19 protein-coding genes are annotated in these 20,335 nt (G+C 35.9%); 11 read left to right on the top strand and 8 right to left on the bottom strand.

What is annotated here, in order from left to right:
• The first annotated feature begins 1 nt into the window (after position 1).
• From asnS to K6119_RS12850, 3 genes are read left to right on the top strand one after another with little or no spacing between them, the layout of a single operon-like run.
• Entirely contained in the window at positions 2-1,456 is a 1,455-nt protein-coding gene (gene asnS, locus K6119_RS12860) for an asparagine--tRNA ligase (protein ID WP_221832304.1), read from the top strand.
• 13 nt (positions 1,457-1,469) lie between these two features.
• Positions 1,470-1,826, top strand: coding sequence for an arsenate reductase family protein (locus tag K6119_RS12855; RefSeq protein WP_221832302.1), 357 nt, complete (start codon positions 1,470-1,472; stop codon positions 1,824-1,826).
• 1 nt (position 1,827) lies between these two features.
• Positions 1,828-2,757: a DMT family transporter gene (locus K6119_RS12850; protein ID WP_221832300.1), complete on the top strand. Its 930-nt coding sequence runs from the start codon at positions 1,828-1,830 to the stop codon at positions 2,755-2,757.
• Here K6119_RS12850 and K6119_RS12845 read toward each other — a convergent pair.
• A complete protein-coding gene (locus K6119_RS12845) occupies positions 2,754-4,184 on the bottom strand; it encodes a histidine kinase dimerization/phosphoacceptor domain -containing protein (protein WP_221832298.1) in 1,431 nt (476 codons plus the stop codon). The genes K6119_RS12850 and K6119_RS12845 overlap by 4 nt on opposite strands.
• A 170-nt stretch (positions 4,185-4,354) precedes the next feature.
• Here K6119_RS12845 and K6119_RS19440 point away from each other — a divergent pair, with 170 nt between their 5' ends.
• Positions 4,355-4,822 carry an acyl-CoA carboxylase biotin carboxyl carrier protein subunit gene (locus K6119_RS19440; protein ID WP_221832296.1) on the top strand — a complete coding sequence of 156 codons (468 nt, stop codon included), beginning with the start codon at positions 4,355-4,357 and terminating at the stop codon, positions 4,820-4,822.
• Here K6119_RS19440 and K6119_RS12835 read toward each other — a convergent pair.
• The 4 genes from K6119_RS12835 to K6119_RS12820 all read right to left on the bottom strand — a co-directional run bounded on the left by K6119_RS12835 (position 4,819) and on the right by K6119_RS12820 (position 7,073).
• Entirely contained in the window at positions 4,819-5,511 is a 693-nt protein-coding gene (locus K6119_RS12835; protein ID WP_221832293.1) for a hypothetical protein, read from the bottom strand. The genes K6119_RS19440 and K6119_RS12835 overlap by 4 nt on opposite strands.
• Before the next feature lie 85 nt (positions 5,512-5,596).
• On the bottom strand, positions 5,597-6,217 hold the full coding sequence (locus K6119_RS12830; protein ID WP_221832291.1) for a hypothetical protein: 621 nt from the start codon (positions 6,215-6,217) through the stop codon (positions 5,597-5,599).
• A gap of 176 nt (positions 6,218-6,393) precedes the next feature.
• On the bottom strand, positions 6,394-6,747 hold the full coding sequence (locus tag K6119_RS12825; RefSeq protein WP_221832288.1) for a hypothetical protein: 354 nt from the start codon (positions 6,745-6,747) through the stop codon (positions 6,394-6,396).
• Positions 6,747-7,073, bottom strand: a complete 327-nt coding sequence (locus tag K6119_RS12820; RefSeq protein WP_221832287.1) for a hypothetical protein — start codon at positions 7,071-7,073, stop codon at positions 6,747-6,749. The genes K6119_RS12825 and K6119_RS12820 overlap by 1 nt, the downstream gene beginning before the upstream one ends.
• A gap of 140 nt (positions 7,074-7,213) precedes the next feature.
• Here K6119_RS12820 and K6119_RS12815 point away from each other — a divergent pair, with 140 nt between their 5' ends.
• Entirely contained in the window at positions 7,214-8,584 is a 1,371-nt protein-coding gene (locus K6119_RS12815) for a saccharopine dehydrogenase family protein (RefSeq protein WP_221832285.1), read from the top strand.
• 2 nt (positions 8,585-8,586) lie between these two features.
• Here the strand turns inward: K6119_RS12815 and K6119_RS12810 are convergent, their stop codons facing one another.
• Positions 8,587-9,192, bottom strand: a complete 606-nt coding sequence (locus K6119_RS12810; RefSeq protein WP_221832283.1) for a NifU family protein — start codon at positions 9,190-9,192, stop codon at positions 8,587-8,589.
• An 81-nt stretch (positions 9,193-9,273) separates the two neighbouring features.
• Between K6119_RS12810 and K6119_RS12805 the strand changes: the two genes are divergently transcribed.
• Entirely contained in the window at positions 9,274-10,302 is a 1,029-nt protein-coding gene (locus tag K6119_RS12805; protein ID WP_221832281.1) for a S66 peptidase family protein, read from the top strand.
• A gap of 58 nt (positions 10,303-10,360) precedes the next feature.
• The gene (locus K6119_RS12800) at positions 10,361-12,637 is read left to right on the top strand and encodes a YfhO family protein (protein WP_221832279.1); all 2,277 of its coding nucleotides are present in this window, start codon (positions 10,361-10,363) and stop codon (positions 12,635-12,637) included.
• Here K6119_RS12800 and K6119_RS12795 read toward each other — a convergent pair.
• Both K6119_RS12795 and K6119_RS12790 read right to left on the bottom strand, forming a co-directional pair.
• Positions 12,623-13,339, bottom strand: coding sequence for a glycosyltransferase family 2 protein (locus K6119_RS12795; RefSeq protein WP_221832277.1), 717 nt, complete (start codon positions 13,337-13,339; stop codon positions 12,623-12,625). The genes K6119_RS12800 and K6119_RS12795 overlap by 15 nt on opposite strands.
• A gap of 32 nt (positions 13,340-13,371) precedes the next feature.
• Entirely contained in the window at positions 13,372-14,235 is an 864-nt protein-coding gene (locus K6119_RS12790) for a S66 peptidase family protein (protein ID WP_221832276.1), read from the bottom strand.
• A 75-nt stretch (positions 14,236-14,310) separates the two neighbouring features.
• Between K6119_RS12790 and metG the strand changes: the two genes are divergently transcribed.
• The 4 genes from metG to ispG all read left to right on the top strand — a co-directional run bounded on the left by metG (position 14,311) and on the right by ispG (position 20,320).
• On the top strand, positions 14,311-16,368 hold the full coding sequence (gene metG, locus K6119_RS12785; RefSeq protein WP_221832275.1) for a methionine--tRNA ligase: 2,058 nt from the start codon (positions 14,311-14,313) through the stop codon (positions 16,366-16,368).
• Positions 16,365-17,348 (top strand): acyl-CoA dehydrogenase family protein, encoded by a 984-nt coding sequence (locus K6119_RS12780; RefSeq protein ID WP_221832274.1) that lies wholly within the window; start codon positions 16,365-16,367, stop codon positions 17,346-17,348. The genes metG and K6119_RS12780 overlap by 4 nt, the downstream gene beginning before the upstream one ends.
• A gap of 99 nt (positions 17,349-17,447) precedes the next feature.
• Entirely contained in the window at positions 17,448-18,398 is a 951-nt protein-coding gene (locus K6119_RS12775; RefSeq protein ID WP_221832273.1) for an alpha/beta hydrolase, read from the top strand.
• Entirely contained in the window at positions 18,395-20,320 is a 1,926-nt protein-coding gene (ispG, locus tag K6119_RS12770; protein ID WP_237828016.1) for a (E)-4-hydroxy-3-methylbut-2-enyl-diphosphate synthase, read from the top strand. Before K6119_RS12775 ends, ispG begins: the two co-directional genes overlap by 4 nt.
• Positions 20,321-20,335 lie beyond the last annotated feature (15 nt).

Genomic DNA, 20,335 nt, shown 5'->3' with positions numbered 1-20,335 from the left:
AATGAAAAGAACTGAAATCAAACAACTATTAGCCGAAGAGAAAATTGGCGCAGAAGTAAATGTTAAAGGATGGGTAAAAGCCTTTAGATCTAATAGATTTATTCAGATCAATGATGGTTCTACTATCAAGAATATTCAAGCGGTTGTAGATTTTGAAAAAATAGACGAGTCTGTCCTTTCAAAAGTATCTACTGCTGCTGCTGTAAGTGTCACAGGAAATGTTGTTGCCTCTCAAGGGAGTGGTCAGTCAATAGAAATTGAAGTATCTGCTATTGAAGTTTTAGGAGAAGCAAATCCGGATGAAGTAAGTAAAACGGTAATGCAACCTAAAAAACATTCAATGGAGTTTTTGAGAGAACAGGCTCATTTGAGATTTAGAACGAACACTTTTGGTGCTGTTTTCAGAATCAGACATGCTGTAGCATATGCCATTCACAAATACTTCAATGACAATGGATATTACTATATCCATACTCCTATTGTAACTGGTTCAGATGCTGAGGGTGCAGGAGAAATGTTCCGTGTATCAACCTTAGACCCAAAAAACCCACCATTGAAAGATGACGGTTCTGTTAATTGGGAAGAAGACTTTTTTGGTAAAGAAACTAACCTTACTGTTTCTGGTCAATTAGAAGCTGAATTGGCTGCCTTGGCATTGAGCAAGGTTTATACTTTTGGTCCGACATTTAGAGCGGAAAACTCTAACACTGCAAGACACCTTGCAGAATTTTGGATGATTGAGCCGGAAGTTGCTTTTGCAGACATTGTTGACAATATGGATTTAGCAGAAGATTTTCTTACTTATGTAGTGAAGTACATAATGGAAAACAATGCTGATGATTTGGAATTCTTAAATGAAAGAGAAGTTAAAGAAGACAGCACTAAACCTCAGGCTGAAAGAAATGAAATGCCTTTAATTGAGCGTTTAAAATTTGTGGTTGAAAATAACTTTGAAAGAATTACATATACAGAGGCCATCAACATATTGCTGAACTCAAAGCCTTACAAAAAGAACAAATTCAAATTCCCGGTTGAATGGGGATCTGATTTACAATCTGAGCACGAGCGATTTTTAGTTGAAAAACACTTTAACAAGCCTGTTATAATCACGGATTATCCCGCTTCTTTTAAAGCATTTTATATGCGATTAAATGAGAAGAAAGATGGTGTTCCGGGTGATACGGTTGCTGCAATGGATATTTTATTCCCAGGAATTGGAGAAATCATTGGAGGTTCACAAAGAGAAGAACGTTATGATGTTTTGAAACAAAAAATTGCTGAATTCAATATCCCTGAAGAAGAATTGTGGTGGTATTTAGAAACCAGAAAATTTGGAACAGTTCCGCATGCAGGATTTGGGTTAGGGTTTGAAAGAATGGTAATGTTTGTTACAGGAATGACCAATATTAGAGACGTTATTCCATTCCCTAGAACTCCGAAAAAAGCTGAATTCTAAAAATATCAGGCTGATGAAAAAAGTGTATTATTTGCATACCTGCTCTACTTGCCAACGCATATTAAAAGAATGGGATTTAGACAATTCTTTTGAGTTGCAGGATATCAAAACAGACAGAATGACTCCTCAGCAAGTTGATGAAATGATCAAACTTGCGGGATCTGCAGAAGTACTTTTTTCTAAAAGAGCTATGAAGTATAAATCAATGGGGCTGGCAGATAAAAACCTCAGTGAAAAAGATATCCGTCAATTGATTATTGATGAGTATACTTTTTTAAAGCGTCCTGTTATGATTTATAATGATCAAATTTTTATTGGAAATGCTGCTAAAACAGTAGCTGCAGCTAAAGAAGCTGTATCAAACAGCTAAAATGCGAGGACACTTTCAGTTTCATCTTGCACTATTTGTTGTACAATTAATGTACGGAATCAACTATGTAGTGGCAAAAGGATTAATGAACAATGTGGTTGGGCCAAACGGTTTTATTTTGATTCGAGGTTTAGGAGCTGTTGCTCTTTTTTGGCTTGTTTTATCCTTTAAATATGAAAAAGTCAACAAAAAAGACTTGGGTAGGTTGGCTATTTGTGGTTTGTTTGGTGTAGCTGTGAATCAAACATTGTTCTTTAACGGGTTAATGCGTACTTCTCCAATAAATGCACCTATTATTATGACCACAACGCCAATCCTGGTGTTGATTTTATCTGCCATTGTACTCAAAGAAAAGGTGAAGTTTTTACAGGTTTTAGGTGTATTGATTGGTGCAATTGGTTCTATCTTTTTTATCCTACAAAACTCAGCAGATGGCTTTGCATCCGGAGAAGGAGATATATTGATTTTACTAAATGCTACTTCATATGCTTTTTATTTGGTTTTAGTAAAACCACTAATGTCAAAGTATAGGCCAATAACCGTAATAACCTGGGTATTTACCTTTGGATTAATCTATGTGTTGATTTGGGCGCCAAGTAGCAAAGAAGTGGCCGAAGTAAATTGGTCAGCTTTGAGCTCCTCTGAGTTATTTGCTATACTTTTTGTAGTGGTAGGAGTAACCTTTGTCCCTTATTTGTTAAATGTTTTTGCCATGAAACAACTAAGTCCGGCAATTGCTGCTGTTTACATCTATTTACAACCCATTTTATCCACCTTATTCGTAATTCTATTCTCACTTTGGGGATTACAAGATTATACCGGAGATCTAAGTGCATCCAAGATAATTTGTGCTTTCTTGGTTTTTATTGGTGTCTATTTGGTAATTCGTCCGCAAGACTTGCAAAGATTATTCAAGACGAAAAAAGCTTAGCGCTTCATATTGAATTCCATAATGTAAACAAGACCCTTTGTTGAATTGTCTATAGTCAATTTTGCATCAATTTGATCACAGAGAATTTTAATTAAAGAAACACCTATCCCATTGGTCGTAACATCCTGGTCTATCCCTTTACCATTGTCTCCTGCAATCAATTTATACTGATCTCCTTTTTGGGTCAATTTGATATAAAAATTACCCTCCTCATCAAAGGCGTGTTTAAAGGAATTGAATGCAATTTCATTAATGATTAATCCCAGCGGAATAGCTACATCCGGATCAAACTTTACTTCATCAACATCTATGTTAACATCAAAAGTGAATTTAGATTTCGTAGGGTCAAAAAATTGGTAAAGTGACCTTATCAATTTTGACATGTATTTTTCAATGTTTACAGAAGATAAATTCTTGCTACCATAAATCATTTCTTGCACTCGTGCCATAGTGTTTACACGGGCAATACTTGTATCAAACTCCTTTCTAAGTTTAGGGTCTTTTATGTTTTCTTTTTGAAGATTTAACAAGCTTGAAATCACCTGTAGGTTATTCTTTACTCGGTGATGAACCTCCTGCAATAACACTTCCTTTTGCTTTAAAGAATCTCTTAATTGATCTTCGTTGTATTTACGTTCAAAAAATACCGGCACTTCATATTCCACATCTTTTCGGTTAGAATCTTCTTTTTTAAGATATTCATAGATTCGATTAGGTGGCGCCATAATAAACGTACAGTTCTCAGCACCTTGTGCCTCACATTCAATTTCAATTGCCGTAAGGGGTATTCCAAAACTTTCTTCACACCAACCCGAAGAATAACCACTATTCATAGTACATACCGGTATTTCAGATTTTTTACCCGCCTTTATCCAGGACTGCGCTTCAAATGAATTGTGGTGATGGTATTTTAAATAAAAGTTTTCATTAGGTACGGGGTTACATTCCGGTAAAATTTCCACATTGGCCCAACCGGTAAACGCAAAGTGAACCGGACCGGCAGAGAGCCTTTCAATTGGTTCTTTCAACTTCATTTTCTTGTGAAAATCTTTGGCGTCTTCTCTACCGAGTACATGGGCAATGTCAAATAAAAAATTGTTCCCAATTTGTGTAGCTTCTTCTTTGGTTTTATTGCTATATAATTCTTTAAATACGTCTAAAAATTCGTAGGATAAAGCTGCACTTCTAACTAGAATGTATCGTTCACCACTAATCTTGATTTCACCATTTTCAGCAATGCTTTCACTGTCGCTAAAATACTTTCTAACGTTCTGCTCGGCTTTTAAAAAAATTTCTTGGAAGGCTTGAGGGGTAGTTACCGTTTGAGTAATATTACTGAAATTAAGTTGTTGGCGTAATTTTTCATTCTCTTGTTTTAGGGCAAGCAATTCCTCCTTTAACTTGTTGATTTCTTTATCTTTGCTCATCCTATTGTTCCTCAATACTACCTACGTAAATTTGCGAAAAATTCAGCAAAAAACCACGCATTTAAACGAGCTTAAACAAAAGTTCGTCTAAAAAGAACCTAATTTTAGCTTGTAATATTGGTTATAGTAGCCTTTTTTATGATTAATTTTATGCTTCCTATTCAATTATTATGGTGAATCAGTTTAATACAATAGCGCTAGATAAAGAAATGAGCAAAAGTGTAGTTCGTCACTTATCGGACAATGTTTTTGAAGTTGAGAAAGATGGAAATGTAGAAGTCTTTGAAGTATTAAATGTTGATTTGGCTACCAAAGAATTGACTGTACGTCACCGTCACCGCGTTTATGACATTGCCTTTAAAAATGAATTAGACCTTGTGTTGGACAAAATGGGTATAAAACGATCTGTAGACAACCTAAACACTGACATTAAGGCTCCAATGCCAGGTAAAGTGTTAGATGTGGCTGTTAAAGCTGGAGACAAAGTTGCTAAGGGCGACACCATTTTGATCTTAGAAGCTATGAAAATGGAAAATGTCCTTAAAGCTGAAAACGATTGCAGTATTAAAAAAGTAAATGTTGTTTCGTCTGACAACGTTGAAAAAAATCAAGTACTTGTTGAATTGGATGTTGTTTAAGACTGACTTGTCTTAATGTCATAAATTCTTCTTACCGCCTTAATAAAGTAAGTGAATATTGGATGAGGTAAATCTGATGTTGAAAGCACTTGTGGGCAAAACATGGTAAATACCATAAAATCGTGCTTTCTGGATTTTAATATTTCCGGATCAAAATATTGATTTCGCGCACCAATTTCAAAGTCTTCACTTAATAAGTCTGAGTATTGAGGTAAAATTGAAAATCTTGATGAACTATATTCAATATTTCCTTTGTTGAAGTACAACTTTTCAAACTCATCTGACATTTTATCCAGCTGAACACCTGTAAACTGGTTACCATCAATTAAGTTATCCGAAATGATTTTTTCTTGGGCTAAATCAAATCCTCTTTTTGAGAAATAAGTTTCTACCAAGCTTTTAAAACTATCTCCTGTCCCCAGCACCGGAACATTTTTCTCCAATAATTTTGAGATAATAGAATTGAAATAAAATGGTTGTCTGTATGGACCCGGAGCAATTAAAATTCCGTCATAACTATCATAGAATGTTTCGTTCTGTTCACAACATTCTTTCTCGTTTATCCAATAAAAGTTTAGGGGTTGGTCAAGCACCTCTTCTGCATGCTGAAGAGCTTGATTTGTCGCATTGTGCGAATTGTAGGCGAAATTGTAATCTCCGATTATGGCGATTCTTAGTACTTCATCCATTTCTTGTGTCCAAGTTACACCAATTTAATAAAAAAAAGGGAGACTCCACAAGAACCTCCCTTTTATTCAATGTTTTATCTATATGTTATTCTCTTCTAAATGCTGACTTAATGTGCACATTTGAAAAGCAAATAGTACTGTCTAATGTATAATCAGAGTTCATTAAATGTCCGTTTAATACAGCATCAAACTCCATATATTCTCCAGTTGTATCAGAATCATACGTAAACAAGTTGTAAGTGAAGTTACTTAAACAAACTTGTCCTGTATCACTTACCCAAACCGCTCCATTTGAATCTGTCCATCTCACAATAACTCCATCAGCTGCAACATCTGGTGCATAAGTTGGTTGTGTATTTCCGTTGAAATAAGCTTGCCACTCTGTTGAAGTTGGATTATTTGACCCATCATCATCCCAATAAAGAGATCTCATTTCAACTTCCCATCCCTGGTTCATTCCACTATTCAAAATTTGAGTTTGATATTGAGCGTTTGATTGAGTTCCAGTATTAATGGTTTTTGTCGAAGAATAAGTACAAGTGTCAGAATAAGTGAAAGTGCTGTCACCATTTTGAGTTGTAATTGTTCCTTCACATAAACATGCTAGGTCAACAATAGGAACCGGTGGTGGAATTACTTCATGATCTGTACAAGAAGCAAGTAATAAAGCTCCTGCAAATGTTCCGGCGATTAAGGTCTTTTTCATCCGATTTAGTTTTGATGTCTTTCTAAAACAACTTTCTACCCTTATTTGTTACAACCTAGATGTTATTCACAAAACAAGAGAGTTGTTAACGGTAAAGATATGCAATTTAATCTAAATACGGAATTTACAATGTAAGGGTTGTTAATTTCCCAACTTTTTTAGACAAAGACAGCTATTTAACCTACCTTTCTAATTGTTTTTGCTCCTAACTGAATATCTAGTTCTTTAATCGGCATGAACTTTTGCTTGCCTACTGATGCCACTTCGGCTTGCAGGCATTCTTCTTTTTCAAAAATTGATTTTACTAAGCCTTTCAGGGTTATGTATCCCAATTTAAACTGTCCATATTTTACCTCGTATCTTGGATCACCTATAACATTGCTTCCAGCGGGAACTAAATCTAATACGCTTCCAACCGCAATGTGATGATAGATATAAATCATATCATGATTCATTAATTCTTCCACTTTGATAATTGTTTTCAAAGTAAAATCTTCTGATATCCCTAATTGTCTTATTAATCTATTCATTATGCTCTGATTTTTAATATTCTTTGATTAAAGCTGAACTCATCTAAAGTGACCAATTCCCCAAATACATTTTCAAACTTGTAGTCGATTACCTCCACTCCATTGTCCAATTCAAAATGAATAACATTTTCAACCTTGAATTCATATCCTAAGGCTGAGATTTTGGCAATAATGCGATTCAAATCTGAATGCGTCATTTGAATTTTTATCTCAGATACGTTGCTGCCATTGTTAACTTCACAAGTAGCGGTAACCGTCTCATCTCCTAATTCATAAGTTACTTCCTTAACTTTAAGTTGCTGATAAACTGTAAATGTTGCGCTCATATCATTTAATTTTGATACAATATTCGCGGGGCAGATCGTAAACCATTTACGTTCTAAAAAATCGTTGATAAATTCTTCACAATAAGCACGGCTTTCGTGATTAATCTTGTTAATTTCGTCATTACTAAAGCCGAGCATTCATGAAAAACATATTGGTAATCGGAGCAGGTCTTTCTGCCTCTTCAATGTTGAGATACTTCACTCAAAATGCTGAAAAAGAAGATTGGTACATTAAAGTAGTTGATCAAAATGCAGATTTAGCAAAAGCTAAAGTTGCGGGATGTGATCGCGCAGAAGGGTTTTCTATTGACGCTTTAAACCCGGCAGAAAGACAACCGCTTATTGAATGGGCTCATTTAGTTATCTCTATGCTGCCCGCCAGATTTCACACTGAAGTAGCAGAAGATTGTATAAAGTATAAAACTAACCTCATTACACCTTCCTACATATCTAAAGAAATGGTGGCACTAAATGAGGCTGCCGAAGAAGCAGGAATCCTGATCATGAATGAAATAGGTGTTGATCCGGGAATTGATCACATGTCTGCCAAAAAAATTCTTGATGAAATCGAAGAAAAAGGTGGTAAAATGCACATTTTCGAATCGTTTACAGGTGGATTAATTGCCCCTGAAAGTGACGATAATCCATGGAATTACAAATTTACCTGGAACCCAAGAAACGTTGTTTTAGCAGGGCAAGGAAGTGCTGCAAAATTCATTCAAGAAGGTCAATACAAGTACATCCCTTACAATAAACTGTTTAGAAGAACAGAAATTATCAACATTGAAGGATATGGCGAATTTGAAGGGTATGCTAATCGAGATTCTTTAAAATATCGATCAAAATACGGATTAGATGATATCCCAACCATTTACAGAGGAACATTCAGAAGAAAAGGTTTTTCAAAGGCCTGGGATTGTTTTGTACAATTGGGAGCAACTGATGACACCTACATCTTGGAAGGTAGTAAGGATATGACCAAAAGAGATTTTATTAATGCTTTTCTGCCATACAACCTACATGATTCAGTTGAACTAAAACTAAGGTATTATCTAAAAATAGACATGGATGATATCGTTTGGGACAAATTGGTTTGGCTAGGGATTTTCGAAAAAGAAAAAATGGGTTTTACAGAAGACGTAACTCCTGCTTATTTCCTACAAAAGATCTTAGAAGAAAAATGGGCATTAGGTTCAGACGATAAAGACATGATCGTCATGTGGCATAAATTTGTTTACAAGATGGACGGAGAATTTAAAGAAATCAATTCTCATATGGTGTCTATTGGTGAAGACCGAACCTACACAGCCATGAGTAATACAGTAGGGTTGCCATGCGCAATTTGTGCTAAAATGATCTTGAATGGTACCATCCAAATGAAAGGTGTTCAATTACCGATTCACAAAGAAATCTATGATCCAATTTTAGACGAATTGGAAACTTATGATATTAAGTTTACAGAGAAAGAAATAAATCCTCCGGTAATGTATTTAGAACCGGCAAGATTATAGGTTTACACGCTTAAGGCAACCACCTCTTTTACTTCCTGAATACTAGATTTTAGCAATTGCTCTATCCCGCCTTTTAAAGTAGCTGTGGATGAAGGACAACCTGAACATGAACCTTTCATTTCAACCGTCACCACACCATCTTCAAATCCCACATAATCAATTGCCCCACCGTCATTTTCAACAGCCGGCTTAACATATTCATTCAACAATCCTATGATAACTTCATCAAATTCTGAAGGAGCAAATTCCTTTTTTACAGCTACTGCTTCTTCTTTAGATCCGCCGCCTTGAGGCATCATTACTAAAATGTCCTTTCCTTGTGCTATCCATTCTTTGATAAATTCTCGTAATTCCATTACGATAAAATCCCAGTCAACATTATCAGTTTTGGTAACGGTAACAAAGTTACCGGCAATAAAAACATTGTCTACAAATGGAAACTCAAAAAGCGCCTCAGCTAACGGAGAATAACCTTTTGCTTCTTGCATGCTTCCAAATTCAACACTTGCATCATCCATTAACAAATGTTTATTGGCCACGAATTTCATGGTCAAAGGATTTGGTGTCATTTCAGCATACATTGTAACTGGTACTCTTTTCTCTTCCATCTTTCAAATATTTTGTACAAAATTAAGTCATTTTATTATCCGCACTGATGAAACTGGCATAGAATTCGTTAATTTAAACTTATGAAAAGACGCAATTTCATCAAGCATTCTGCCAGCATTGCACTGGGAACTCCTTTAGTCGTAGGAAGCCTCTCATCATTTCAAGAAACTATTAAAGAACCCAGTATTAAACCAAAAGCACTTTATAAAAATGATCTTATCGGAATTACAGGTCCTGCCGGATCTATTTGGAACAAAGCACATATAGATAAGATTGTTGGGATATTAAAAAACTTGGGATATCGCACAAAATTAGGGCAAACATTATACGAACAAGACGGATTTTTAGCCGGGAATGATGAAATGCGTGCAAAGGAACTAATGGAGATGTTTGAAGATACTAACATCAAAGGAATTTTAACCATGAGAGGAGGTTGGGGTTGTGCCAGAATTTTAGACATGTTGGATTATGAAGTAATTGCAAAAAATCCAAAAGTAATAATGGGTTTTAGTGATATCACTTCACTTGTAAATGCCATTTATACAAAAACAGGATTAGTTACATATCACGGGCCATGCGGATACTCATCTTGGGATGATTTTACAACGGACGAAGTAATTAAGAATGTTGTTTTAGGAGAGCCTTTTACAATGAAAAATCCTGATGATAATAAAGACGATCTTAAAACATGGACAGGAGGTAAAGCAAGCGGCAAACTGGTGGGAGGAAACCTAACGGTTATTTCATCCATGGTCGGAACTTCATATGAACCCAATTGGAACAACAAAATCTTGTTTTTGGAAGAAATTAAAGAGGAACCCTATCGTGTAGATAGAATGTTATGGCAGTTAAAACAAGCAGGCGTTTATAAGCAAATCAGTGGTCTTGTTATCGGATCTTTTAGAAAATGTACTCCTGAAGAACCGGACAAGTCTTTTACTCTGGAAGAAATTTTTGCTCAGCACTTTACAAATGCCCCATTTCCTGTATATCAAGGAGCCAGTTTTGGACATATTCAACCTAAATTTACTTTGCCAATAGGAATTAAGGTTGAAATGGATGCGGACAATTTTACGATCAAAACTTTAGAGAAAACTGTTATTAGTTGACACACTATGTTGAGCATTGTTTCGTTTTTGATATTTTTAAGCGCTCAATGACCTCAACATGCTGAATAAAAAAGGTCTTCCTGAAATTATCACCTTTGCGATCTCTTTTCTGATCCTATTTGCATTTTATCATGAGGTTTTAATGCATCCCAACGACTATCTTTTTAGTGCTTGGGGAGATGGGGTGAAAAATTATTACTCCTACATGTATCATGCGGAGTACGACTCTGGATTCTGGGATTTTTCTGGCATGAATTATCCGTATTATGAGCATATGGTCTATACAGATGGCCATCCACTTTTATCTTACTTGATTGGGTTGTTCGGTTTAACTGCTTATGGTGTTGGGATATTAAACCTATTGATGCTACTTTCTTACCCTGTTTGCTCAGTTATTCTTTATAAAATCTTAAACCATTACAAGGTAGAAAAATGGTGGTCAATTTTGGCAGCTGTTTCCATCACTTTTTTATCTCCACAAATTTTTAGATTAACCGGTCATTTTTCTCTTTCGTACGTATTTGCAGTACCCGGCATGTGGTACATCTTGATTAAAGCGAGTCAATCAAATAAGTTGAAATGGTTATTCATTGGATTCACATATTTGCTGGTTTTCTTTTTTACACACCCTTATTTGGGAATGATCTTGGTGACTTTTGGCGCAGCATTTTGGATAGTAAGAAGTGTGATCTTGAAACAATGGAAATGGAACTTAATTAAGTTCCTGATAATTGGTATTGCCCCCGTGGTTATTTTCCAGTTGTTGGTTTTTTTGACAGACACTCATTTAGATAGAACAGGACAACCTCAGGGGTTTTATGACTATTACGCAAAATGGAGTTCGGTACTTGTTCCACATCATGGACCGGTTTTCTTTATTTCGGATAAAATACACTTTAAAATCCCTCATTGGGAAACAATGGCATACGTAGGTTTTGGAACAATCATCTTCTTTTTGATTATTTTGACATATACGATTAAAAACAGATCCAGTATTCCGTTTAAAAAATACCTCAAGAACGAACTTACCGTTTTTGTTATAGCCGCCTGGTTAGTATTGGTTTTTTCATTCTGCTTCCCCCTTCGTTTTTCATTCATGCACTGGTTGGCTGACAGCATTTCTCCCTTGAAACAATTCAGGGTTTTAGGAAGGTTTACGTGGGTGTTTTTTTATGTGGCCACAGTAGGAAGTGTAGTGCTGTATTATAGATTTCAGTTGCAAAACAAGAAGAAAATTTGGACCGCACTGTTTGTATTTTTAATGTTGTTGCAATTATCAGAAGGACTTTTTGCGCATAAAGAAGTAAGTGGATATGTATCGCAAGCACCTAATTCATTTAAAAAAGAAACCCTTAGTCCTAAACTTCAGGAACTAATAAGTTTTGTTGACGAATCAGATTATGATGCATTTATGATTTTGCCATTCCAACACATGTCTTCTGAAAACATAATGTTGCTTGGAACTGAAGGATCTAACTTTGATTCATTTATGTTGAGCTATCATTGTAGTAAGCCAACCCTTAATTGCAGCTCTTCAAGAATGTCGATTTCAGAAGCGATAAAATTCAATAATTTCTTTAGCCCTGAATACATTGAAAAGGAGTTGATTAATGACTTTCCAAAAGATGATAAAATATTAATTATTAAAAGAAAAGAAGCATGTACAGAAGGTGAGATGAGACTCTTGTTTACATCAAAAGAAGTTTTCAATAATGACGAATACGTTGCATTGGAATTTCAACCAGAAAAATACAATTCTGATTATTACTTTAATCAAATAGTAGAAAAGGAAAAAACGGCTGTATATGATGTAGGTGAAGGTTTTAAAAGTGACACTACAGATGTATGGTTTTTCTACAAATCATGGGATGATGATAAGGGTGAATCTCTTGGAGGTGAGGGCGCATGGCATTCACAGAAAGAAAAATTAAATCCTTTGCACGAGTTTTTTAAAGAAGATGGATTGGAAGAAGGTTCTTACACTGTTTCATTTTGGTATTATTTAGGAGTAGATGCCCCTACAATGGCGGGAATAATTGATCAGGATTTTGGCGGTGAAGAAGAAAGCATCTGGGCCAGCACTTTTGATGTTAAACTCTCCACACTTATCGTAGATAAATGGTGCAGGGTAAATTTAAACTTTGAATGGACCGACAATACAGATAAAGTATTAATCTACTTGCAAGGTAGCGGAAACCACACTCCATTTTATGTGGATGAATTATTGGTTTACAAAACTGACGGGCCTCCACTTTTTAGAAGAGAAAAAAGAAAAGGAATTGAATATATCATTTACAACAATGAATGGATTAAGGCCGATTCATTTTCTAAATAAGACACGAAGAAAATTGCCAAATTCTCTTATCAATACTTTCAGGTTTACTTTTGAAAACACAATGTTTGGCTTCAAATGAACCGTAACCAAACCAATTTTCTTTTTCCTTTTAGCTGCTAATTTGATGAATTCTAAATCAAACAAAAACCTATCTATTTTAGTGTCTAAAAATACTTTAGCGCCATTTTGATCATATCCCTTTAATCCACATTGTGAGTCATCTGTTGGCAATCTTAAAAAAGTTTTAAGAACCCATCTTAAAGTCTTTGAAACAACTTTTCTGAACCAAGGTGTATTTTCGTAATAGTCTTTACCTCTATGCCCTAAAACTACCTCATTGCCATTTAACAACTCTCGGGCAACAGCTACAACACTTTTTTCTTCGTAAGGAAAATCAATGTCTGTATAAACTATAATATCTGAATGGGCTTTTGCAACTCCTTGCCTTAAGGCGTATCCTTTACCTCTATTTTCAGAATAGCTGACAAATTCTACTTCTTGAACTGCAGCTTTAATTTTGTTTTGATCTTCGGCGGTGAAATTCTTATTGGAACCATCATTTACAATGATCAGTCCTAAACTGTTTATTTCATTGGTTAATTCACGTCCAATTATGTCCATACTCTTTACAACTTGCTCGGCCCATCCTTCAGGAGGATTGAAACAAGGTAAAACAATAGACAAACTAGGCTTAGATTCCATGAACGCCAAAAGTAACGAAAATCAATTGTAGATTATTGTTTGAATATACTTCCAGCATCAGAAACGGCTAAACTCGCTTCTTTACCAAAAATAATTGCTCTGTTATCATTGATATGGCCTGCCGGGAAGTTGAAACATACAGGATAGTCGTATTCTTCTACAGCCTCTCTGATCACTTCATCTACTGTTTTTCCAAAAGGAATTTCAGAATCTTTTACATTGGTCATTCCACCCACTAAAAGCCCTGCCAGCCCTTTTAACACCTTGGCCTTTTTAAGCTGATGCATCATTCTATCAACGGAGTAAATTGCTTCTCCAATATCTTCAATAAACAAAATTTTCCCTTTCGTGTTAAGCTCGTCATCTGTTCCTAATAAAGAACATAAAATAGACAAGTTTCCACCAACAATTTTCTCCTCAATCATACCGCTTCTGTTCAATGAATGAGCGGGAACATGATAGCTGTTTGTCTGATTAGTGATGACTTTCAAAAGTGAGTCAAGTGCTTCATCAGTATTCTCTTCAAAATTTAAAGGTGCTGTACAGTGTACAGATTCATAACCCATTCTGTTTAATCTGTTGTGCAAAACAGTAATGTCAGAATACCCCAAAACTTTTTTAGGGTATCTTAGAAATTGACGAAAATCTAGTTGATCAATAATTCGTACCGTTCCATAACCCCCTCTTGAACAAAGAATAACATCTACTGTTTCATCATCTAAAGCATCTTGCAAATCATGCAATCTCTCTTCATCTGTTCCTGAAAAGTAGTTATGTTGTCCTTTTGCGTGGGCAGACACTTCAACCGTAAAGCCTTTACTACGTAAAAATCCTTCTGCAAAATCAATGCGCTTTGCATCAATATGCTTTGCTGGCGAAACTATTTTAATTTTCATCTTGTTTCAAAGATAGCTGGAATTAAGATTCAATATAGAAACAAACCTTATCTTTGCTGAACTTTTTAGCACAAAATGTCAGAAAATAAATACACTATTACAGCCGCTCTTCCGTATGCCAACGGGCCTTTGCATTTAGGTCATGTTGCCGGAGTTTATTTACCTGCAGATATTTTTGTTAGATACCTGCGAATGACTGAACAAGATGTAGTTTTTGTTTGCGGTTCTGATGAACATGGTGCGGCCATTACATTAAGAGCTAAAAAAGAAGGCACAACACCAAAAGCTATCGTTGATAAATACCACCAAATCAACTCCACTGCTTTTAATGATTTTGATATATCATTTGATATTTATTCAAGAACATCTAATGAAATTCATCATAAAACTGCTTCTGATTACTTCAAAAAGTTGAATGATAAAGGAAGCTTTATTGAGCAAACTACTGAACAGTATTATGATGAAGAATTCAAGCAATTTTTAGCTGACAGATACATCACAGGTACTTGCCCAAATTGCCAAAACGAAAATGCTTATGGTGATCAATGTGAAAAATGCGGATCTACCTTAAGTCCAACAGAATTGATTAACCCTGTTTCTACTTTAAGTGGAAAAACACCTGTTTTAAAACAAACTTCTCATTGGTTTTTGCCATTGGACAAACATGAAGATTGGCTAAGAAGTTGGATTAAAGACGGAGTGCTTGATGGCAAACAGCATCATAATCCTAAAGATTGGAGAAATCAAGTAGTAGGACAGTGCATGAGTTGGATTGATGGCGGATTGAAGCCAAGAGCAATGACACGCGATTTGGATTGGGGTGTTCCAGTACCTGTTGAAGGAGCCGAAGGCAAGGTGCTTTACGTTTGGTTAGATGCTCCTATTGGGTACATTTCTGCTACTAAAGAATGGGCACAACAAAACGGTAAAAACTGGGAAGATTACTGGACAGGTGATCGCAAACTAGTTCACTTTATTGGTAAAGACAACATTGTTTTTCACGCGATTATTTTCCCTGTGTTACTTAAAGAACATGGTGATTTTGTGTTGCCGGATAATGTACCTGCTTATGAGTTTTTGAACCTGGAAGGAGATAAATTCTCTACTTCAAGAAACTGGGCTGTTTGGTTGCATGAATACATTGCAGAAAATCCAACAAAAATTGACGAATTAAAATACGTTTTAACAGCCATTGCTCCTGAAAGCAAAGATAGTGAGTTTACGTGGAAAGAATTCCAGGCTAGAATCAACAACGAATTGGCAGATATTCTTGGAAACTTCGTTAACCGCGCGGTTGTTTTAACCCACAAATATTTTGAAGGTAAGGTTCCTGCTTTAGGAAACACTACTGATACAGATAAAGAAGTTATCGCCGAAATGGAAAAATTTCCTGCAAAAATTGGCGAACTGATTATGAAATACAAATTGAGAGAAGCGCAGGCAGAAGCAATCAATTTGGCAAGATTAGGAAACAAATATCTGGCAGATACAGAACCTTGGAAATTGGCCAAAACAGATATGGAAAGAGTAAAGACAATTATGAATGTTGCTTTACAAATTACTGCCAACCTTTCTATCGTTTTTGCTCCATTTTTACCTAAAAAGGCTCAAAAAATTGGTGAATTTGTCAATTTTGACTCAAAAAATTGGGGTTTTGCAGGAAAATCAGATTTGTTGCCAGAAGGTCATCAATTGAACAAAGCATCCATTTTAATTGAAAAAATAGATGATGCTTTTGTTGATCTACAAGTTGAAAAATTAAAAGAAAGTTCAGCCATGAATAACAGTAATTTTCCACCTCAAAAAGAAGAAGTTGCATTTGACGATTTTATGAAGATGGATATTCGTGTAGGTGAGATTATTGCGGCTGAAAGAGTACCAAAAGCAGACAAGTTGTTGAAACTTACTGTAGATACAGGTTTGGATAAAAGAACAGTAGTTTCTGGAATAGCAGAACACTACCAGCCTGAAGATATTGTAGGAACCAAAGTAAGCATCTTGATGAATTTGGCTCCAAGAAAAATTCGTGGAGTTGAAAGTCAGGGAATGATTTTAATGGCCGAAAATGAAAATGGAGAATTGAGTTTCATCTCTCCTGAAAAGGCCTTTAATGCGGGTGGTGAAATTAGATGATTCGAGAAGAATTATACAAAAAGGGCATTCAAGAAAATCTTTACAAACTATTTCTTTCAGAAGATTTTGGAGGAAGAAATGAATCCATTGTCAGTGGTACAGAATTAATTAAATCTCTTGCATACACAGATGGGGATTTAGGTTGGTCTGTTGCCATTGGAACAGGTGGAAATTATTTCAGTGCATATATGTTAAGCCAAACTGCTGAGCGTGTTTTTGCACCAAAAAACTCCTTGATAGCAGGGTCCGGGGCATCTACCGGTAAAGCAATTAAAGCAGACGGGGGTTGGCAAATATCGGGACATTGGAAATATTGTAGCGGAGGTAAAAACGCAACAACTTTTACATTCAATGCTATTAGAGAAGATAACGGATCTGTTTTAACCTTTTGTGTTCCTGCTGAGAAAGTAAAAGTTCATGACGTCTGGAACGCTTTGGGAATGAGAAATACAGACACCCATGATGTTTCTTTAACGGATGTTTTTGTCCCTGATGAAGATGTTTTTAGTCTTGAAAAACCAGTATCTATAAATCATCCAGCTCAAGGTATGTCCTTTTTATTGTTTGCCGAAATGTGTTTTATTGGCGTGGTTGAAGGTCTACATGCCAGATTGATTGATCTTGCCAAAAATGTAATTGCCAACTTACATGAAAGTGATATGGTTTTGGATGAAGACAGAATGCAAAAACTGTCAGATAATATTTTCAATAACGAGCAAGCAGCAAAAATTCGTTGGAATGAAATAATGGATTTGGGTACTCAATTCTGGAATGAACATCTTGCGGGAAATGCAACTGCAGAAACAGAAATGAACTTGAGCAAAGCCATCAGACTTCACAATGCTAAATGTAGGGAAGAAAGCAATCTGTTATTTGGAAAACTGGGAATGACAGCATTGGACATGGACAACCCTATCAATATTTGTTATCGAGATTTTTTAACAGCATCCCAACATTCCGTTTTGAGAATCAAGGGGTAAACAACTTTTCTTTTCATTTGTTAAGAATTATGCGAAGTAACCTACAATATTTGTTCGCCTGATTCGAAATGAGTAATATAGCTTCGTTAAAATTATAGGATGAAACACACTAGCTTAATCATATTTGTTTTCTTGCTTTTCAACGCCTTTGGATATTCTGAAGAACAAGTTGAATTGGCACAAAATGAGGTAACAATTAAAGGAACTTTACTTTCTTCTGATGATCCATCAGTTGCTCAACCATTGGTTATATTAATAGCCGGTTCAGGACCCACAGACAGAAATGGGAACAACCCTCAAATGAAAAACAACTCCTTAAAAATGTTGGCCGAATCATTAGCTTCTAGTGGTTACGGAGTATTGAGATATGACAAAAGAGGAATTGCAGAGAGTAAAATAGAAGACTTAGATCCTTCCAAACTTTCTTTTGACAGCTTTATAGAAGATGCAGTAGGTTGGAGCAATAAGTATGCAGCTGATGTTCGCTTTAATCAAATTATTTTGGCAGGACACAGTCAAGGATCTTTGGTGGCGCTTTGTGCAGCAAATCAGTGCGAAAATGTTGATGGTGTTATTTCTTTGGCTGGAGCAGGAGAGCCCATTCACAACATTCTAAAATGGCAATTGAGTAGAACATTAAAACCAGAACAACAAGGCTTAGTAGGTGCCTATTTAGATACACTTGCAGGTGGAGACACCCTGACTACAACTCCAGGAGTATTAGCCGAATTATTTCATCCATCAGTACAACCGTTTTTAATTTCATGGATGAAATATGATCCCGCTAAGCAAGCAGCAAAACTGAAAGTACCCTTGTTAATAATCAATGGAACAACAGATATTCAAGTGACTGTAGAACAAGCTGAGAAATTGCAAGCAGCACAAAAAGATGCTAAATATGCTATCATCAGCAATATGAATCACATATTAAAGTTCACCAAAGAGGAGAACATGATGGCTCAACTTGAACTTTATTCTGATCCGGATTTACCACTTCATAAAAAACTGACTAAAACAATCACCACGTGGTTGAAGCAATTCAATAAGTGAGAAAATATACTCCATATTGCTACAGTTTGACAAACTACCAGCGCATCAACACCCTTGAGGTAATGGTGGGAAACGTTGGTGTTGGAGGTGATAATCCACTTCGTTTACAATCAATGACAACAACAGATACTTTGGATACTAAAGCATCTGTTGAACAAGCCATTGAGATGATCAAAGCCGGATGTGAAATTGTTCGATTTACTGCACCATCCATTAAAGAGGCCGAGAATCTTTCAGCTATCAAACAAGAATTGGTGGATTTAGGATATAATCAGCCCTTGGTGGCAGATATACATTTCACGCCTAATGCAGCCGAAATTGCTGCTAAATATGTTGAAAAAGTTCGAGTAAATCCTGGTAACTACGCAGACAAGAAGAAGTTTGAAGTTCACGAATATACGGATGAGGCTTATGATGCCATTTTGCAACAATTAAAAGAGAAATTTTCACCTCTTGTCATCTTGTGCAAAGAATTGGGAAGATCAATGCGTATCGGAACCAATCACGGTTCTTTATCTGACCGAATCATGAGCAAATATGGGGATACACCCTTAGGAATGGTGGAATCTGCATTGGAGTTTGTAGATATTTGTGAAGATCATGAGTACTATGACATTATCATTTCAATGAAGTCAAGTAACCCACAAGTAATGGTGCAAGCCTACAGATTATTAATGTCTCGAATGCTTGACAGAGGAAGAGTATATCCTTTGCATTTAGGCGTTACTGAGGCCGGAGAAGGTGAAGATGGACGAATAAAATCAGCCGTTGGTATTGGAACGTTGTTAGAGGACGGTTTGGGAGATACAATTCGTGTTTCATTAACTGAGGCTCCCGAAGCCGAAATTCCGGTTGCTAGAATGTTAGCTGATCGCTATTCCAATAGAGATATCAACGTTCCTGAAATTGATTTTGAACTTCCTTACAATCCTTTTGAATACACCAAGAGAAAGACCAGAACAGTTCAAAATATTGGGGACCACAATTTTCCGGTGGTGGTTGCAGATTTAAGTCACCTCAACGAAATTAAACCCGCACACCTTTTTGCATACGGTTATGTTTATCATGTCAATGAAGATAAATGGACCATTAAAGAGCAGGCTGTAGATTACATCTATACAGGAAACATTATACCCGATTTTGAGCTTCCGGGAACTTTATCTGTCATTTGTAATTCATCAAAATGGACCGAAAAAAATCAAGTTTATCCTTTACACAGTTCAGACAATTACGAAAATAATTCCAACAAGTCTGAATCCATTAATTTTATTGAGGTAAACGCACTTGAATTAGATAAAATAGATCGTTTAACAAACGTTTTGAATAATGATAAGACAGCCGTTTTATTCGTACATGCTAAAGCCAAGAACAGCATTTTTGGGATGCGTAGATTTTTTATAGAATTAATGCATTTAGGAATAGACATTCCTGTAATCATGAATTACCATTATCGACAAATTGATGAGGAACAATTCAGGTTATTTGCGGCTACTGATTTTGGGGCACACCTCATTGATGGCAAAGGGGATGGATTGATGATTTCTGCGCAACATGTTGCATCTCCTCAAATGATTACCTCAACAGCTTTTGGAATTTTACAGGCTACCAGAACACGCATATCCAAAACAGAGTACATCTCTTGCCCTTCATGTGGACGAACTTTATTTGATTTACAAGAAACAACTGCTAAAATTCGAAACAAAACCAAGCATCTTAAAGGGCTTAAAATTGGCATTATGGGATGCATTGTAAACGGACCAGGAGAAATGGCAGATGCAGATTATGGATATGTAGGATCCGGAAAAGGAAAAATCAATCTCTACAAAGAAAAAGAAGTAGTTAAAAGAAATATTCCTGAAGCAGATGCTTTAGAAGAGCTTATTGATTTGATCAAGTCGGACGGAGAGTGGATTGATCCTTAATCCACATTTTGTAAT

It is taken from the genome of Paracrocinitomix mangrovi (assembly GCF_019740355.2).
GTDB lineage: Bacteria > Bacteroidota > Bacteroidia > Flavobacteriales_D > Crocinitomicaceae > Paracrocinitomix > Paracrocinitomix mangrovi.
This window is presented reverse-complemented; position numbering and strand designations above follow the sequence as displayed.

Excerpts from the sequence above, each read along its gene's own strand:
- K6119_RS12805 (WP_221832281.1), top strand. The coding sequence starts at position 9,274 with ATGAAAAGACGCAATTTCATCAAGCATTCTGCCAGCATTGCACTGGGA.
- K6119_RS12800 (WP_221832279.1), top strand. The coding sequence starts at position 10,361 with ATGCTGAATAAAAAAGGTCTTCCTGAAATTATCACCTTTGCGATCTCT.
- K6119_RS12830 (WP_221832291.1), bottom strand. The coding sequence starts at position 6,217 with ATGAAAAAGACCTTAATCGCCGGAACATTTGCAGGAGCTTTATTACTT.
- asnS (WP_221832304.1), top strand. The coding sequence starts at position 2 with ATGAAAAGAACTGAAATCAAACAACTATTAGCCGAAGAGAAAATTGGC.
- K6119_RS12850 (WP_221832300.1), top strand. The coding sequence starts at position 1,828 with ATGCGAGGACACTTTCAGTTTCATCTTGCACTATTTGTTGTACAATTA.
- K6119_RS12780 (WP_221832274.1), top strand. The coding sequence starts at position 16,365 with ATGATTCGAGAAGAATTATACAAAAAGGGCATTCAAGAAAATCTTTAC.
- K6119_RS19440 (WP_221832296.1), top strand. The coding sequence starts at position 4,355 with ATGGTGAATCAGTTTAATACAATAGCGCTAGATAAAGAAATGAGCAAA.
- K6119_RS12815 (WP_221832285.1), top strand. The coding sequence starts at position 7,214 with ATGAAAAACATATTGGTAATCGGAGCAGGTCTTTCTGCCTCTTCAATG.
- K6119_RS12790 (WP_221832276.1), bottom strand. The coding sequence starts at position 14,235 with ATGAAAATTAAAATAGTTTCGCCAGCAAAGCATATTGATGCAAAGCGC.
- metG (WP_221832275.1), top strand. The coding sequence starts at position 14,311 with ATGTCAGAAAATAAATACACTATTACAGCCGCTCTTCCGTATGCCAAC.
- K6119_RS12795 (WP_221832277.1), bottom strand. The coding sequence starts at position 13,339 with ATGGAATCTAAGCCTAGTTTGTCTATTGTTTTACCTTGTTTCAATCCT.
- K6119_RS12810 (WP_221832283.1), bottom strand. The coding sequence starts at position 9,192 with ATGGAAGAGAAAAGAGTACCAGTTACAATGTATGCTGAAATGACACCA.
- K6119_RS12825 (WP_221832288.1), bottom strand. The coding sequence starts at position 6,747 with ATGAATAGATTAATAAGACAATTAGGGATATCAGAAGATTTTACTTTG.
- K6119_RS12775 (WP_221832273.1), top strand. The coding sequence starts at position 17,448 with ATGAAACACACTAGCTTAATCATATTTGTTTTCTTGCTTTTCAACGCC.
- K6119_RS12820 (WP_221832287.1), bottom strand. The coding sequence starts at position 7,073 with ATGAGCGCAACATTTACAGTTTATCAGCAACTTAAAGTTAAGGAAGTA.
- K6119_RS12855 (WP_221832302.1), top strand. The coding sequence starts at position 1,470 with ATGAAAAAAGTGTATTATTTGCATACCTGCTCTACTTGCCAACGCATA.
- K6119_RS12835 (WP_221832293.1), bottom strand. The coding sequence starts at position 5,511 with ATGGATGAAGTACTAAGAATCGCCATAATCGGAGATTACAATTTCGCC.
- K6119_RS12845 (WP_221832298.1), bottom strand. The coding sequence starts at position 4,184 with ATGAGCAAAGATAAAGAAATCAACAAGTTAAAGGAGGAATTGCTTGCC.